This window comes from Rhizobium sp. TAL182, from assembly GCF_002117725.1.
Lineage (GTDB): Bacteria > Pseudomonadota > Alphaproteobacteria > Rhizobiales > Rhizobiaceae > Rhizobium > Rhizobium esperanzae.
The window spans coordinates 393,293-408,741 of sequence record NZ_CP021024.1 but is presented as its reverse complement, the minus strand read 5'-3'; the positions used below and the strand labels follow the sequence as shown (position 1 = coordinate 408,741).

The window sequence follows — 15,449 nt, the reverse complement described above, 5'->3', positions numbered from 1 at the left end:
GCGAAAACGAATAGAGCGACCGTGCACCGCAAGCAGTGAAACGTAGCAGACGGTCTTGACGGTCAGTGCAGGCTGACCGTCTTCAATTCGTCCTCGGCCGCTTTGAAGAACGTGCTGGAACGGTTGTCCGTCAGCAGAATCGGCGTGCCGTCGGCGCCGAAGAGTGCCCAGAGATCGACGTTCGGATCGATATCCGGCGCCTCTGGAAAGCACTTGGCGACCTCTTCGGTGCGCATCTTTCTGATGTAGGCGACCTCGCCGTTGCCGATGTGGGCAAGCTCGGATTTGGTCAAGTGAGACGTGGCTTCTTTCATCAACATTCCTGTTCCTCCGGAAGAAGGGACCAACGGTTTTGGAAACCGTTGTGCTACTGTGAGACCGAAATGTTAATTTTCTTGACCATGCGGGCGGGTTCGGGTCGAATTAGATCGACGGAGAGCAGACCGTTTTTCAGGCCGGCGCCAAGGACCTGCATGCCGTCGGCCAGCACGAAGGTGCGCTGGAACTGGCGAGCGGCGATGCCGCGATAAAGATAATCCCGCTCGCCCTGCTCCACCTGGCGGCCGCGGATGACAAGCTGATTCTCCTCGGTGGAGACATCAAGCTCCTCCTCGCTGAAACCGGCAACGGCAAGGGTGATGCGCAGACGCTCGGGCGCGCCGCTGTCGGCGGCGATACGTTCGATATTGTAAGGCGGGTATCCGTCGCTCGCCTTGGAAATGCGCTCCAGCGTCTTTTCCATAGCGTCGAAGCCCAGAAGCAAAGGGCTGGCGAAAGGGGTAATGCGGCTCATCTCTTTTCAAGTCCTTGATGCAAGCGACCATCCCGGACCTAAAAGTGCAGCATCCGGATGCCGCTAATATGGGGGCATGATCACGGCGCTGCAAGGCGCGCCGATCCTCCGCGATTTAAACATCTGTCAATTTCGAACGGCGGCGCCTGCCTCCTTGCTTGACAAAGGACCTGCTGCCTCGCATCAAAACATGCCCGCGCGGAATGTGCCGATTTGTGACGGGAAATGAAGAGATGGTGTCTGCCGGGACAAGCGGCATGGTGAGAACGGGATGATTGAAATGGCAAGCGCGAGAAAGATCATCATCGACACCGATCCCGGCCAGGATGACGCGGCCGCCATCATGCTGGCTTTCGGCAGCCCCGATGAGCTCGAGCTGCTGGGGATCACGACGGTCGCCGGCAACGTGCCGCTGTCATTCACCAGCCGCAACGCGCGCATCGTCTGCGAGCTCTGCGGCCGCACGGATGTGAAGGTTTTCGCCGGCGCCGACAAGCCGATCGCCCGCAAGCTGGTGACGGCAGAACATGTCCACGGCAAGACCGGCCTCGACGGCCCAGTTCTCGATGAACCGACTATGGCGCTGCAGCCCGGCCATTCCGTCGATTTCATCATCGAGACGCTGCGTCGCGAGCCGGAAGGCGCGGTGACGCTCTGCACGCTCGGGCCGCTCACCAATATCGGCATGGCCTTTGAGAAGGCGCCCGACATCATCCCCCGCATCCGCGAACTGGTGATGATGGGCGGTGGCTTTTTCGAGGGCGGCAATATTACGCCGGCCGCCGAATTCAACATCTATGTCGATCCCGAGGCGGCCGACATCGTTTTCCGCTCGGGCGTTCCGATCGTGATGATGCCGCTCGACGTGACGCACCAGCTGCTGACCCGCAAGGACCGGGTCAAGCGCATGGCCGAGATCGGCACGGCGCCGGCAAAGGCCATGGTCGAAATGTTGGAATTCTTCGAGCGCTTCGACATCGAAAAATACGGTTCCGACGGCGGGCCGCTGCACGACCCAACGGTTGTCGCCTATCTGCTGAAACCAGAGCTTTTTCAGGGCCGCGACTGCAATGTCGAAATCGAGGTCCAGTCCGAACTCACCGTCGGGATGACTGTCGTCGACTGGTGGCATGTGACCGAGCGCAAGCGCAATGCCAAGGTCATGCGCACCGTCGATGCGGACGGCTTCTTCGATCTGCTGATCGAACGCTTCGCCCGCATCTGAATTTTCTTCCTTCTCCGAGGCGGAGAAGGAAAACGACCTCAGGCGTCCTTCTCGTCGAAGACGGAATTGATTTCGGCCTCGACCGGCTTCGGGCCCCCCTTGGCAACGCCGACCATGGCCGGGCGCAGGACGCGTTCGCCGATGGTGAAGCCGGCCTGCACGACCTGGACGACGGTATTGTTCGGCACTTCGGAGTTCGGCACCTCGAACATCGCCTGATGGAAATTCGGATCGAATTTCTGGCCAACCGGCTCCAGCTTGCGAACGCCGTGGCGCTCCAGCGCCGAGAGCATCGAGCGCTCGGTCATCTCCACACCTTCGATCAGCGTGGTGAGGCCGGCATCGGCCGTGGCCTTGGTCTCCGGAGAGATGGCGTCCAGCGCCCGGCGCAAATTGTCCGAGACGGCGAGCATGTCCCGGGCGAAACCGGCGACGGAATAGGATTTCGCATCCTTGACCTCGCGCTCGGTGCGGCGGCGCAGATTATCCATCTCGGCGGCAAGGCGCAGATAGCGGTCACGCAGCTCGGCATTCTCGGCCTTCAGGAGGTCGAGCGGATCCGGCTGGTTTGCCTCCTCCTGCCCGACAGTGGCAGTCTCGACGTTGACGGCAGCGTCGGCTGCGGCGTTGGCCGCAGTTGCGTCAGGTCCGTTTTTCGTCGTTTCATCGGTCATGACGGTCTCCGGTTGGTATTTTCAGATGCGCCCGATATCGAGGTTTGACCGGAAAAAATCAAGTCTGCGTGACGAAGAAGCGAAAATTCCGCGGCTTCGTCAGTGATGACATCAAAGCGGATTGCGCGACAGGCGGGAGACGAGCTGGGCGGTATAATCCACCATCGGCACGATACGGGAATAATTGAGCCGCGTCGGGCCGATGACGCCAACGGCGCCGACGATCCGGTCGTCGTCGTCGCGATAGGGCGCGACGATGAGCGACGAGCCGGACAGCGAGAAGAGCTTGTTTTCCGAGCCGATGAAGATGCGCACGCCCGAACCGCTTTCGGCGAGGTTGAGAAGCTCGATCAGGCTGTCCTTCTTTTCGAGATCGTCGAACAGCATGCGCAGCCGGTCGAGATCTTCGGCGCCGGCGAGGCCTTCGAGCAGGTTGGCGCGGCCGCGGATGATCAGCTGAGCAGGCTTTCCCTCGTCCGGGCTGCCGGCCCAGACGGCGATGCCGCGCTCGACAAGATCGCGCGAGAGCGCATCGAGTTCGTGACGGACATCATCCTTCAGCCGGCTTAACTGTTTGCGCAGCTCCGGCAGCGTCTGGCCGGACATGTGCGCGTTGAGGAAATTCGCCGCCTCCGTCAGCTGCGAGGAGGTGACGCCCGCCGGCAGTTCGATGATGCGGTTTTCCACCTGGTCATGATCGCCGACGAGCACAGCGAGCGCCTTTGTCGGTTCAAGCCGGATGAACTCGACATGTTTCAGCACCGGATCGCTTTTCGAGGTGATGACGAGACCGGCCCCGCGCGAGATGCCCGAAAGCATGCGGCTCGCTTCGTTCATCATCGATTCCACCGGATTGCCGCCGCTTTCGGCCCGCACCTGGCGATCGATATTGGCGCGCTCCTCGGCGGAGAGATCGCCGATCTGCATGAATGCATCGACGAAGAAGCGCAGCCCGATCTGGGTCGGCAGCCGGCCGGCGCTGACATGCGGGGAATAGATGAGACCGAGCTCTTCGAGATCGCTCATGACGTTGCGCACCGAGGCCGGCGACAGCGACATCGGCAGCAGGCGCGACAGATTGCGCGAGCCGAGCGGCTCGCCGCTTTCGAGATAACCTTCGACGATGCGGCGAAAAATTTCCCTGGAGCGCTCGTCCAGTGCAGCAACGGCATCCGAAACCGACGTCGACCTGATGCCCATGAACCTTTTCAAACCCGCGCTGATGATGCTCCCGAAAATATAGTCAAACTCGCACCCGTGGCAAAAGGGAATTTGCAAATGGGCGCCGCCAATCGTAGAAGCGGTCAACAACTCCAGGAGATGAGAATGCGGCCTTCAGGCAGAAAAACCGACCAGATGCGCAAGGTCTCGTTCGAGCGCAATTTTTCCAAGCATGCGGAAGGCTCCTGCCTGGTGAAATTCGGCGATACGCACGTGCTTTGCACCGCAAGCCTCGAGGAAAAGACGCCGCCATGGCTGCGCAACACCGGCAAGGGCTGGGTGACGGCCGAATACGGCATGCTGCCGCGGGCGACCGGCGAGCGCATGAAGCGCGAGGCCGCCGCCGGCAAGCAGGGCGGCCGCACCCAGGAAATCCAACGGCTGATCGGCCGGTCGCTGCGCGCCGTCGTCGACCTGCAGGCGCTCGGCGAAAAGCAGATCACGCTCGATTGCGACGTCATCCAGGCCGATGGCGGCACACGGACGGCCTCCATCACCGGCGGCTGGATCGCGCTTTACGACTGCCTGAAATGGATGGAAAGCCGCAACATGATCAAGGTCGACCGGGTCCTGAAGGATCACGTCGCAGCCATCTCCTGCGGCGTTTTCGCCAGCCAGCCGGTCATCGACCTCGATTATCTCGAGGATTCCTCGGCCGAGACCGATGCGAACTTCGTCATGACCGGCGCCGGCGGCATCGTCGAGATCCAGGGAACTGCCGAAGGCACGCCGTTCAGCGAAGAGGAATTCAGCTCGCTGATGCGGCTTGCCAAGAACGGCATCGGCGAACTCGTCGCCCTGCAGAAAGAGGCGATTGCGGGATGAACGCCATGCTGGAAGGCATGTTGGAAACGGCGCTCTATGCGCGCGATCTCGATCAGGCCGAGACGTTCTACGAGGGCGTTCTCGGGCTTGAAAAGATCACCCGCGCCGGCAACCGTCATGTCTTCTTCCGCTGTGGGCCAGGCGTTCTGCTCATCTTCAACCCCGAGGAAACGATAAAGCCGCCGGCACCCGACGCGCTGCAGGTGCCGCCACACGGCATGACCGGGCAAGGCCATGCCTGTTTCCGGGTATCTAGCCGCAACATAGATGCGATGGCCGAACAGCTGAAAGCAGCTGGCGTTGCGATCGAATCCGAGGTGCATTGGCCAAATGGCGGCCGCTCGATCTATTTCCGCGACCCTGCCGGCAACAGCCTGGAATGCGCGGAGGCTAAAATCTGGGGCATCGAACAGGATATTTGAATGCGCAAGCTCGAAACCAAAACCATCGTCGTCGCCAGCCACAATGCCGGCAAGATCCGCGAGATACAGGAGTTGATCGGACCGCTCGGCTTCACCGCCAAATCGGCCGCCGAACTGAATTTCGTCGAACCTGACGAAACCGGCACGAGCTTCGAGGAGAATGCGACGATCAAGGCGGTCGCCTCGGCCCATGCCGCCGGCATGCCGGCGCTTTCGGATGATTCCGGCCTGGTGGTCGACGCGCTCGGCGGCGATCCCGGCGTCTACACCGCCAACTGGGCGGAAAGGGCAGACGGCACGCGCGACTTCGACATGGCGATGGCCAAGGTGGAAAAGGCGCTGCAGGACGCCGGCGCTACGACGCCGGAACAGCGCGGGGCGCGTTTCGTCAGCGTGCTCTGCCTTGCCTGGCCGGACGGGCATACCGAGCTTTTCCGCGGCGAGGTGGAAGGCCATGTCGTCTGGCCGCCGCGCGGCACCCAAGGCTTCGGCTATGATCCGGTTTTCCAGCCCGAGGGTTATGCCGTCACCTTCGGAGAAATGAGCGGCGAGGAGAAACACGGCTGGAATGTCGGCAAGCCGCAGGCGCTGTCGCATCGGGCCCGTGCCTTCAAACTTTTCGTCGAAACCTGCCTGGAGGCATAAGATCTGTTCGTGGGCAATTTCGATACGCCAAGCCTCTCGCGCGACGCCGCGCTGCTGCCCGATACCGGCGAGCCCGGCTTCGGCGTCTATGTGCATTGGCCCTTCTGCGCGGCGAAGTGCCCCTACTGCGACTTCAACAGTCATGTGCGCCATCAGCCGGTGGATCAGGAGCGCTTTGCATCAGCCTTTCTGAAGGAGATGGCGGCAGTCCGGGCGATGAGCGGTCCGAAGACGGTGACAAGCATCTTCCTCGGCGGCGGCACGCCGTCGCTGATGAAGCCGGAGACGGTCGATGCCATTCTCGACGGCATCGCGCGGCACTGGCATGTGCCCGCCGGCATTGAAATCACCATGGAAGCCAACCCGTCGAGCGTCGAGGCTGAACGGTTTCGCGGCTACCGGGCGGCCGGCATCAACCGCGTCTCGCTCGGCGTGCAGGCGCTTGATGATCGCGATCTGAAATTCCTCGGCCGGCTGCATGACGTCGCCGACGCCCTGAGGGCGATCCGGCTGGCGCGCGAGATCTTCCCGCGCATGTCCTTCGACCTCATCTATGCCCGGCCGGACCAGACGGTCGAGGAATGGGAGAAGGAACTTAAGGAAGCGATCTCCTATGCCGTCGACCATCTGTCGCTCTATCAGCTGACCATCGAGGAAGGCACGCCCTTCTTCGGTCTGCACAAATCAGGCAAGCTGATCGTGCCGGACGGCGAGCAATCGGCCCTGCTCTACGAGGCGACGCAGGAGATCACGGCGCGTGAGGGCATGCCCGCCTACGAGGTCTCCAATCATGCCCGGCCGGGTGCCGAAAGCCGACATAATCTGACCTATTGGCGTTACGGCGATTATGCCGGCATCGGTCCGGGCGCGCACGGCCGGCTGACGCATGGGCATGAGAAGCTTGCGACGGCGACCGAGCGCAAGCCGGAAGCTTGGCTCGAGATGGTCGAGCGCGACGGCCACGGTATTCTCGACCAGGAGCGGCTCGGTTTCGAGGAACAGTCGGACGAACTGCTGCTGATGGGACTGCGGCTGAGGGAAGGCGTCGATCTCGCCCGCTGGCAGCAGCTTTCGGGCCGTGAGCTCGACCCGAAGCGCGAGGAATTCCTGCTCGAACACAAATTCGTCGAGCGGATCGGCAATTCGCGCCTGCGCTGCACGCCATCGGGCATGCTGATCCTCGATTCCGTCGTTGCCGATCTCGCCTGCTGACATCCAACGAGGTTGATCCGGGCGCGGCAGCGACATCGCCGTCCGCGCCGGAAAACATGTCTCAGCCGTGGCTGGTCGCGCCCGCCTTGAACAGGCTACCGGTCGGCGTCTTCAGGAACGTCTCCAGCGGAATGTGCTCCTGGTGCAGGAAGCCCGTCGCCGGCAGGAGGCCGTCGCGGACCATCTCGATGACGGCGACAACGGAGGCCGAGGTCGTCCAGGCAATTGCCGTGCGGCGCGCGCCGGCAATCTCGATCGGATAATAGGCGCGCACGAATTCCTTGCGGCGCAGGCTGCCATTCTCCGTTCCCTCGGCCGCGACATGGACATAGACGACATCGTCTTCGACAGGCGGCTTGGCATTGGTCAGGATCTCGCCGGCGAGTTTGCGCTTGTCGCGCATCAGGAGCTCATGGAAGAAGAAGTTCATCAGCTCCATATGGCCGGGATAACGCATGGTCTTGTAGTCGAGATTGTCGATCTTGCCGAGCATGGTGTCGCACATGGTGCCGAGGCCGCCCGAGGTCGTGAAGGCTTCGAGCTTGACGCCGCCGACATAGACCGTCTCATGCCATTCCATCGGCGAGACCAACTTGCGCACACCGCCCTCGATGACCTCGCAATCGTTCAGATATTCGTTGACGACGCCCTCCGGCGACCAGTTGAAGGCATAACCGAGAAGGCCTGTGGGATGCTGCGGCAGGGCGCCGACGCGCATGCGGATCGAGCGGCAGCGCTCGAAGCCGTCGGCAAGGCTTGCGCCGACGATGCCGACGAAACCCGGCGCCAGTCCGCATTGCGGCGCCATCAGGCCGCGGGCGGTCTTCGACAGTTCGATGATGAAATTGGTGGTCGGAACGTCTTCGGTCAGATCGAAATAGTGGATGCCGGCAAGATGGGCGGCGCGGGCCAGTTCGATATTGAGGTGGTAGGGAAGGCAGGAGAGTACCGCCTCGACGGAGGAGAGCAGTTCGCCAATCACCTGAGCGTCGGAAATATCGCCGGTGCGGCACTTGAACGGGACCTCACCCAGCGGCAATTGCGCGTCGACACCGATGACCTCGAAGCCGCCTTCATGCAACAGCGTCGCCGCCAGCCGTCCGACCTTGCCCAGGCCGAGAACGGCAACCTTTTTAAAACTCATGCATATCCTCCCACGCGCCCGCTTCGGCGCTTTCGTTTTTATCCGATGCGCGTCGCTCCAAATCGGACATGCACGGATGGCCGGAGGTATAGAATAAAAAGCTTATAAAGGAAAACGGCCGAAATCGCTCCCGGCCGTCGAATTCCCTCGAAAATCCACCAATTATTCGTTGATCAGCCGCTTCAGCAGCTCGATTTCGTGCGAAAGCTTGGTGTCTCCTGATATCAGCTCTTCGATCTTGCGCACGGCGTGCAGCACGGTCGTGTGATCACGCCCGCCGAAACGGCGGCCGATCTCGGGGAAGGAGCGCGGCGTCAGCGTCTTCGACAGATACATGGCGATCTGGCGCGGCTTGACGATGACGCGGGTGCGGCGGTTGGAGACCAGTTCCTGGCGCGAGACGTTGTAGTGCCTGGCGACGATGCGCTGGATGTCTTCGATGCGCACGCGGCGCGGCTCGCCCGAACCGACGAGATGGGCGAGCAATTCGTCGACGCGCTCGATCGACAGGTTCGGCTCGAAGGAGCGGCGGAAGATCAGCTGGTTAAAGGCGCCTTCGAGTTCGCGTCCGCTGGCCGTGATGTTGCGGGCGACATGCTGCAGCAGATCTGCCGGAATTTCGAGCGACGGATCCTCAAGCCGGGCCGCGGCCAGACGCCGCTTGAGGATTTCGAGGCGCATTTCGTAATCCGGCGCGTCGAGTTCGATCGCAACGCCGCCCTGCAGGCGCGAGCGGACGCGCGGATCGAGAGACTCCAGCTCCCATGGCGCGCGGTCGGCGGCGACGACGACCTGCTTGGCGCTGTCGAGCAGCATATTCAGGAGATGGCAGAATTCATGCTGGATCATCTTGCCCTGCAGGAACTGCATGTCGTCGATGATCAGGAGATCGATGTTGCGCAATGAATCCTTCAGCGTCAGCGCGTCGTTGTCGCGGATCGCCGTGGCGAAGCGCCACATGAAATATTCGGCCGTCAGATAAACAACGCGCAGGGCCCGCGGGTTCTGCACCGCCGCATTGGCGATCGCCTGCAGCAGGTGGGTCTTGCCGAGCCCGACCGTCGAATGGACGAAGAGCGGATTGAAACGTACGGCGCCGGAGCCGACCTCCGCAATCGTCTTGGCAGCCGCAAGCGCGACGCGGTTCGAGCTGCCTTCCACGAAGGTATCGAAGGTGAAGCGGCTGTCGAGCGGCGAGCCGAACAGCGGTGTGCCGAGGCTTGCGGGTCTTGCGGAGGCAACGGCCGAAACCGCCTGCTGGACGGCCTGGCCAGCCGGCTGGGCGCTCGGCGGACGGCGCATCTGCGCGGGAGCAGCGGGCTCAGGCTGGACCACCTCGTCGGCGGCCTTCATGCCGCTGCGCGTTGCCGTGCGCACGAGGATTTCGATCTTCATGATTTCCGGATCTTCGGCCTGGAACAGACCGGTGATAAGGTCGAGATAACGATTGTTGATCCACGACTTCAGGAAGGTCGTGGGAACCGAAAGGCGAACAACGCTCTTCGATACTGAATGCAGCTTCAACCTGGCAAACCAGCTGGCATAGACGTCAGGACCGACCTGGGCCTTCAAGCGCGCGCTGACGCGCTCAAACAAAATGCTCTGCTTCATTTCCGCCTTTGCTTCCCCCACTTCCTGGCGAATGGAGCCGAACGCCTGCGGTGCCGCATCCCCATTGTCGAGCCCGCCCGCCATCATCGTATTCATCTGCATAACGCCGCCTTTCAATTCCACCGGGCGGCCTCCGCTAAACAGCCGCCCGATCATTCCCCGCTTTGACGGGCTGGCGGCATCCTCATGAAGCCACTCGCCTGCCGGTTCACTCAAACACGGCACGGAAGCTCGTTGCAGGTACCGCATTCATGCGGCGCCTTCATCGGCTTTCGGTGCCAGGCTTGTCGGTCAATCCTCGTTTTCGGCCGACCAGCCCGAACGCAATATTACTATCCCTATCCAGCATCCTCACGTTAAACGTGTGGTTGCCATAGGCACAAAACATCCCTGCCCGTAACAGCCACGTTACGGCCCAAATCCGTCAAGTGCTTGAAAAAACGGAAGCGCAAGGCTCCGTAACAGATGGCACAAACGTATCGCCCTGCCGACGTGGCAGTTAAGACCGAACTCTGCAGGTGATGTCCGCGCCCTCTGTTGGACGCCATTTAGGCAGGATCAAATGGCAAGATCAACGATGAATTTTACGCAAAATTAAGATGCGACCATTGACTCCGGCCGCCCTTTTCGGGCGTCACACCAGCGTCAAAAAAGAATCGCAGTTGAATCAAAGAGATTCCCCGTTCGGGCTATTTTGACACGCAAAGAAAGAAAAAAAATAAAAATCTGCTTGACTCGCCCGTGATCCGCAAAGGTTTGGCCAGAGTCGCGCAATGGGAAAGCATCCTTGCGCAAGCCATTGTTTTTAAACGACTTTTCCTGTCATGGCGCTGACACGAAACAGTCGTGAGATTCACCATGCAGAGGTCGTTCGGCAGAATCGAAAAAGCCCGGTAAAATTACCGGGCTAATCATAACGAGGAGGTCGTTAATGGATTATTACGCGGTCGTGGAGACCGACAGAGCCTTCACACGAGCGGCCAGGCGAGAGACCTTGCGCGATGCCGTGTTGGAGTGCAGCACGCCCTTGCTGGCGGCGCGGGCGAGTTCCGGCTGAGCGGCCAGGAAAGCTGCCTTCGCCTTGTCGGCGTCACCGGATGCGATGGCCTCTTCGACCTGGCGAACGAAAGTACGAACGCGCGAGCGACGAGCCTTATTGACGTCGGTACGGCGGGCGATCTTGCGGGTCGCTTTTTTCGCCGAAGTTGTATTGGCCATGGATGCCTCTCTCAAGAATTCGAACAAACTCCGCCATTACCGCGGGCCCTGCGGCCACCAAATCCAGCAATACGGGAGCAATCGCGGAAAACCAGAGCGGCTTTCCGAACCGTGGGCGGGCATATAACCCTAAAGCCGGCCCACGTCAACGCGGATTTTCAAGCTTTCCGGCGGCAAGCGCCGAAAAGCATTCAACGGTGCTTAAAGGCAGGTTTGCGCTTCTCGATGAAGGCGGTCATGCCTTCTTTCTGATCGTCCGTGGCAAAGAGACTATGAAACAGGCGGCGTTCGAACCGCAACCCTTCCTCCAGCGTCGTCTCAAAGGCGCGGTTGACCGCCTCCTTGGCCATCATGACCGAGGGCTGCGAAAGCGAGGCGATCTTTTCGGCCGCGGCCAAAGCCTCGTCGATGAGGCGCTCGGGCGCCACCACACGCGAAACGAGTCCGGATCGTTCGGCTTCCGCCGCATCCATCATCCGGCCGGTCAGGACAAGATCCATCGCCTTCGCCTTGCCGACGGCGCGCGTCAGCCGCTGCGAGCCGCCCATGCCGGGGATGACGCCGAGGGTGATCTCCGGCTGGCCGAACTTCGCGGTCTCCGAGGCGATAATGAAATCGCACATCATGGCGAGCTCGCAGCCACCGCCGAGGGCAAAACCGCTGACGGCAGCGATCACCGGCTTGCGCGCCTTGGCGACGTCATCCCAGCCGCTGATGAAATCACTCTTATAGATATCGGCGAACTGAAGCGACTGCATCTCCTTGATGTCGGCGCCGGCGGCAAAGGCGCGTTCGGAGCCGGTGAGCACGATCGCACCTACGGCATCATCTTCATGGAAAGCGGCATAGGCCTGCTTCAGTTCCCTCAGCACGGTGGAGTTCAGCGCGTTCAGCGCCTGCGGGCGGTTCAGCGTGACGAGGCCGACAGTGCCTCGGGTTTCGACGATCAGGGTCTCGTAAGCCATGCTGGTCTCCCGGTTCTCTATTATTTCTGGCAGGCGGCGCAATAGAAGGTGGAGCGACCCGCCTGTACGATACGGGCGACCGTACCGCCGCAGCCGGGCGTGCCGCAAGCCTGACCTTCGCGATCATAGACGGAGAAGGAATGCTGGAAATAGCCGAGCGATCCGTCCGTCTGGATATGGTCGCGCAGCGACGATCCGCCAGCGGCGATCGCATCGGCGATGACGTCGCGGATCGAGGCGACCAGCAGGCCGAGCTTTTCCTTCGGCTTGCCGCCCGGCGTCACCAGCGTGCCGGAGGCGCGGATGGGCGAAAGATGGGAACGCCACAGCGCTTCGCAGACATATATATTGCCGAGACCGGCGATGTTCTTCTGGTCGAGAAGCGCGCTCTTCAAGGGCTGCGCCTTATCGCGGAACCGTTCGGCGAGATAGGCGGCGCCGAGATCGTTGCCCGTCGGCTCCGGGCCGAGATCGCGGAAGAAGGGGTGAGCGGCAAGATCGGCACGTCTTACCATATCCATGAAGCCGAAACGGCGCGGGTCGTTATAGACGACGCGGCGCGGGCCGCCCGGACCCTCAAGATGAAAGACGACGTGATCGTGCTTCTCGTCCTTGGTGCGGGCATGATGGAATTGTCCCGGCATCGCCGAGACCGCACCCTCCTCGATACGGAAGGAACCGGACATGCCGAGATGGGAAATCAGCGTATTGCCGTCGTCGAGATCGACCAGCAGATATTTGGCGCGGCGGCCAAGCCCGATGATGGTGCGGCCGGAAACCTTGTCGGCCAAGGCATCGGGAAAGGGGAAGCGCAGATCCCTGCGCCGCAGTTCCAGCCTGGCAATGCGAGCGCCTTCCATCGCCGGCGCCAGGCCGCGTTTGACCGTTTCGACTTCTGGCAATTCCGGCATCTTAACCCATCTCTATCGAACGTGTTTCAACCGAGGACGATGTGCGCTATAGCGCCAGTGTGCCGCGGAGAGCGCGGTCCAGTGATAACGTCGCGCGCGGCCTTTCGCTATGGTCGCCGCGCCGATCTTCAAGGAACGGAGCAGCCTGATGTCAGAAAGCCGCACTTCCGCCGATGGCGGCATGGAGACCTCCTACGGCTTTCGCGAGGTGCCGGGCGGCGAGAAGCAGGGTCTGGTCAACCAGGTGTTCCACAAGGTCGCCAAACGCTACGACATCATGAACGACGTCATGTCGATGGGCATGCACCGCGTCTGGAAGGATGCGATGATCGCCGCCCTCAATCCGCGCAAGGAGCCGGGCTACAAGGTGCTCGATGTTGCCGGCGGCACGGGCGACATCGCCTTCCGCATTGTCGAGGCTTCGGGCCGGCAGGCGCGCGCGACCGTGCTCGACATCAACGGCTCGATGCTCGGCGTCGGCGCCGAGCGGGCGGCAAAGAAGAAGCTTTCCGACAATCTCACCTTCGTCGAGGCGAATGCCGAGGAACTGCCTTTCGAGGCGGGGAGCTTCGATGCCTATACGATCGCCTTCGGCATTCGCAACGTGCCGAGGATCGACAAGGCGCTGTCCGAGGCCTATCGCGTGTTGAAACGCGGCGGACGGCTGCTGGTCCTGGAGTTTTCGGAAGTCGATATGCCGCTTCTCGACAAGATCTATGACGCCTGGTCTTTCAACGCCATTCCGCAATTCGGCAAGGCGATCACCGGCGATGCCGAACCCTACCAGTATCTGGTGGAATCGATCCGCAAGTTCCCGAATCAGGAGAATTTCGCGGCGATGATCCGTCAAGCCGGATTTTCGCGCGTCACTTATACCAATTATACCGGCGGCATCGCCGCGCTGCATTCCGGCTGGAAGCTCTGAGGGAATGAAGGAAAAAAAGACGAACCTCCCTCGATGGGGCACTTCAGCATGAGCACTTTCGGAGCCTATTTCCGCCTCTGCCGTGTCGGTTGGGTGCTCGTGCGTGAGGGTGTCGTATCGGCCCTGCCGTCCGAAGGTCTGCCGCCTTCGGTCGCGCTTGCCAAATCCTTCGTCACGATTTTCGAGCGCAGCAGGGCGCGGCATCAGAAGCGCAGCGATCGGCTGGCGCAGGCGGTCGAGCGGCTCGGCCCCTCCTATGTCAAGATCGGCCAGTTCCTGGCGACACGGCCCGACGTCGTCGGCGTCGAATTCGCCAACGACCTGTCGCAGCTTCAGGACCGGATGGCCTTCTTCCCCTCGGCTGCCGCAAAGGCGAATATCGAAGGATCGCTCGGCCGGCCGATCGAGGAACTCTATGTGAGCTTCGGCGAGCCCATCGCCGCCGCCTCGATCGCGCAAGTGCATCCGGCCGAAGTCGAAACGGCAGAAGGCCGAACGAAGGTCGCCGTCAAGGTCGTCCGACCGGGCGTGCGCCAGCGTTTTGTCCATGACATCGAGGCAATGTATCTGGTCGCCCACATGCAGGAGCGGTTCATGCCGTCCAGCCGGCGGCTGCGGCCGATCGAGGTGACGAAGACGCTGGAACAGACGACGAAGGTGGAGATGGATCTTCGCCTGGAGGCGGCAGCGCTTTCGGAGATTGCCGAAAACACCGACAGCGATCCCGGTTTTCGCGTGCCGAAGGTCGACTGGGAGCGCACGGGCCGCGACGTCATCACCATGGAATGGATCGACGGCACGAGAATGTCCGACGTCGAGGGCTTACGCGCTGCCGGCCACGACCTCAACCTGCTCGCCGATACGCTGATCCAGTCCTTCCTGCGCCATACGCTGCGCGACGGTTTCTTCCATGCCGACATGCATCCCGGCAATCTCTTCGTCGATGCCGGGGGCATGATCGTCGCCGTCGACATGGGCATTGTCGGGCGGCTCGGCAAGAAGGAGCGACGGTTCCTGGCCGAGATCCTCTATGGCTTCATCACCCGCGATTACATCCGTGTCGCAGAGGTGCATTTCGAGGCCGGCTACGTGCCCGGCCACCACAATGTCGAAAGCTTCGCCCAGGCGATCCGGGCAATCGGCGAGCCGATCCACGGGCAGCCCGCCGAAACCATCTCGATGGGCAAGCTCCTGACGCTGCTGTTCGAAGTGACCGAACTCTTCGACATGGCGACACGGCCGGAGCTTGTGATGCTGCAGAAGACCATGGTCGTGGTCGAAGGCGTGTCGCGCATGCTCAACCCGCGTTTCAATATGTGGAAGGCTTCCGAGCCCGTCGTCGGCGACTGGATCCGCACCAATCTCGGCCCGAAGCGGATCGTCACCGACCTCAAGGACGGGCTGAAGGCGGCGGTCAAGCTCGCCGAAGCCGCGCCCGAGATCGCGGCGAAAACCGAGAAATTCCACCATCAGCTGCTGCATATGAGCGAACACGGCCTGCGTTTCGACGACCAGACGGCCGAGGCGATCGGCAAGGCCGAGGCGCGTCACAACCGCTCGGCCAGGATCGCGCTCTGGGTGATCGCATTGACGCTTCTCTATATTGCCTGGATGCTGAGCTGACCGCTCCGATAACATGCTGTGTTCGGCATTTAGGA

The 15,449-nt window shown here is 61.6% G+C and carries 16 protein-coding genes; 7 read left to right on the top strand and 9 right to left on the bottom strand.

Going from position 1 to position 15,449, the window contains the following annotated elements:
- Positions 1 to 62 precede the first annotated feature (62 nt).
- Both Tal182_RS02065 and Tal182_RS02060 read right to left on the bottom strand, forming a co-directional pair.
- Positions 63 to 320, bottom strand: a complete 258-nt coding sequence (locus Tal182_RS02065) for a DUF1150 family protein (RefSeq protein ID WP_008524631.1) — start codon at positions 318 to 320, stop codon at positions 63 to 65.
- A 47-nt stretch (positions 321 to 367) separates the two neighbouring features.
- Positions 368 to 793 carry an Hsp20 family protein gene (locus Tal182_RS02060; RefSeq protein WP_010032703.1) on the bottom strand — a complete coding sequence of 142 codons (426 nt, stop codon included), beginning with the start codon at positions 791 to 793 and terminating at the stop codon, positions 368 to 370.
- Between the two features lie 280 nt (positions 794 to 1,073).
- On the opposite strand from Tal182_RS02060, the gene Tal182_RS02055 reads away from it, so the two are divergent.
- Positions 1,074 to 2,018: a nucleoside hydrolase gene (locus Tal182_RS02055; RefSeq protein WP_085860772.1), complete on the top strand. Its 945-nt coding sequence runs from the start codon at positions 1,074 to 1,076 to the stop codon at positions 2,016 to 2,018.
- Positions 2,019 to 2,056: 38 nt separating this feature from the next.
- Here the strand turns inward: Tal182_RS02055 and grpE are convergent, their stop codons facing one another.
- Together grpE and hrcA are read right to left on the bottom strand one after the other, a co-directional pair.
- Complete coding sequence (gene grpE / locus Tal182_RS02050) at positions 2,057 to 2,692, bottom strand: nucleotide exchange factor GrpE (RefSeq protein WP_064800430.1); 636 nt, start codon at positions 2,690 to 2,692, stop codon at positions 2,057 to 2,059.
- Between the two features lie 111 nt (positions 2,693 to 2,803).
- On the bottom strand, positions 2,804 to 3,892 hold the full coding sequence (gene hrcA / locus Tal182_RS02045) for a heat-inducible transcriptional repressor HrcA (RefSeq protein WP_064800429.1): 1,089 nt from the start codon (positions 3,890 to 3,892) through the stop codon (positions 2,804 to 2,806).
- Positions 3,893 to 4,018: 126 nt separating this feature from the next.
- On the opposite strand from hrcA, the gene rph reads away from it, so the two are divergent.
- The 4 genes from rph to hemW are packed head-to-tail and all read left to right on the top strand — an operon-like array spanning position 4,019 to position 7,017.
- On the top strand, positions 4,019 to 4,738 hold the full coding sequence (gene rph / locus Tal182_RS02040) for a ribonuclease PH (protein ID WP_064809389.1): 720 nt from the start codon (positions 4,019 to 4,021) through the stop codon (positions 4,736 to 4,738).
- On the top strand, positions 4,735 to 5,160 hold the full coding sequence (locus Tal182_RS02035) for a VOC family protein (protein WP_085857914.1): 426 nt from the start codon (positions 4,735 to 4,737) through the stop codon (positions 5,158 to 5,160). Before rph ends, Tal182_RS02035 begins: the two co-directional genes overlap by 4 nt.
- Positions 5,161 to 5,805: an RdgB/HAM1 family non-canonical purine NTP pyrophosphatase gene (rdgB, locus tag Tal182_RS02030; RefSeq protein WP_064800426.1), complete on the top strand. Its 645-nt coding sequence runs from the start codon at positions 5,161 to 5,163 to the stop codon at positions 5,803 to 5,805.
- Between the two features lie 9 nt (positions 5,806 to 5,814).
- Complete coding sequence (gene hemW, locus Tal182_RS02025; RefSeq protein WP_085857913.1) at positions 5,815 to 7,017, top strand: radical SAM family heme chaperone HemW; 1,203 nt, start codon at positions 5,815 to 5,817, stop codon at positions 7,015 to 7,017.
- Positions 7,018 to 7,078: 61 nt separating this feature from the next.
- Here hemW and Tal182_RS02020 read toward each other — a convergent pair whose 3' ends face one another.
- From Tal182_RS02020 to mutM, 5 genes are all read right to left on the bottom strand, one after another.
- Entirely contained in the window at positions 7,079 to 8,161 is a 1,083-nt protein-coding gene (locus tag Tal182_RS02020) for a saccharopine dehydrogenase C-terminal domain-containing protein (RefSeq protein ID WP_085857912.1), read from the bottom strand.
- Positions 8,162 to 8,323: 162 nt separating this feature from the next.
- Positions 8,324 to 9,874, bottom strand: a complete 1,551-nt coding sequence (gene dnaA / locus Tal182_RS02015; RefSeq protein WP_085857911.1) for a chromosomal replication initiator protein DnaA — start codon at positions 9,872 to 9,874, stop codon at positions 8,324 to 8,326.
- A gap of 837 nt (positions 9,875 to 10,711) precedes the next feature.
- A complete protein-coding gene (rpsT, locus tag Tal182_RS02010; protein WP_064800423.1) occupies positions 10,712 to 10,990 on the bottom strand; it encodes a 30S ribosomal protein S20 in 279 nt (92 codons plus the stop codon).
- Between the two features lie 191 nt (positions 10,991 to 11,181).
- Positions 11,182 to 11,955, bottom strand: a complete 774-nt coding sequence (locus Tal182_RS02005; RefSeq protein ID WP_085857910.1) for an enoyl-CoA hydratase — start codon at positions 11,953 to 11,955, stop codon at positions 11,182 to 11,184.
- Positions 11,956 to 11,975: 20 nt separating this feature from the next.
- Entirely contained in the window at positions 11,976 to 12,866 is an 891-nt protein-coding gene (mutM, locus tag Tal182_RS02000; protein ID WP_085857909.1) for a bifunctional DNA-formamidopyrimidine glycosylase/DNA-(apurinic or apyrimidinic site) lyase, read from the bottom strand.
- Between the two features lie 148 nt (positions 12,867 to 13,014).
- Here mutM and ubiE point away from each other — a divergent pair, with 148 nt between their 5' ends.
- Both ubiE and ubiB read left to right on the top strand, forming a co-directional pair.
- Positions 13,015 to 13,791 (top strand): bifunctional demethylmenaquinone methyltransferase/2-methoxy-6-polyprenyl-1,4-benzoquinol methylase UbiE, encoded by a 777-nt coding sequence (gene ubiE, locus Tal182_RS01995; RefSeq protein ID WP_085860771.1) that lies wholly within the window; start codon positions 13,015 to 13,017, stop codon positions 13,789 to 13,791.
- Positions 13,792 to 13,839: 48 nt separating this feature from the next.
- Positions 13,840 to 15,414: a 2-polyprenylphenol 6-hydroxylase gene (gene ubiB / locus Tal182_RS01990; RefSeq protein WP_085860770.1), complete on the top strand. Its 1,575-nt coding sequence runs from the start codon at positions 13,840 to 13,842 to the stop codon at positions 15,412 to 15,414.
- Positions 15,415 to 15,449 lie beyond the last annotated feature (35 nt).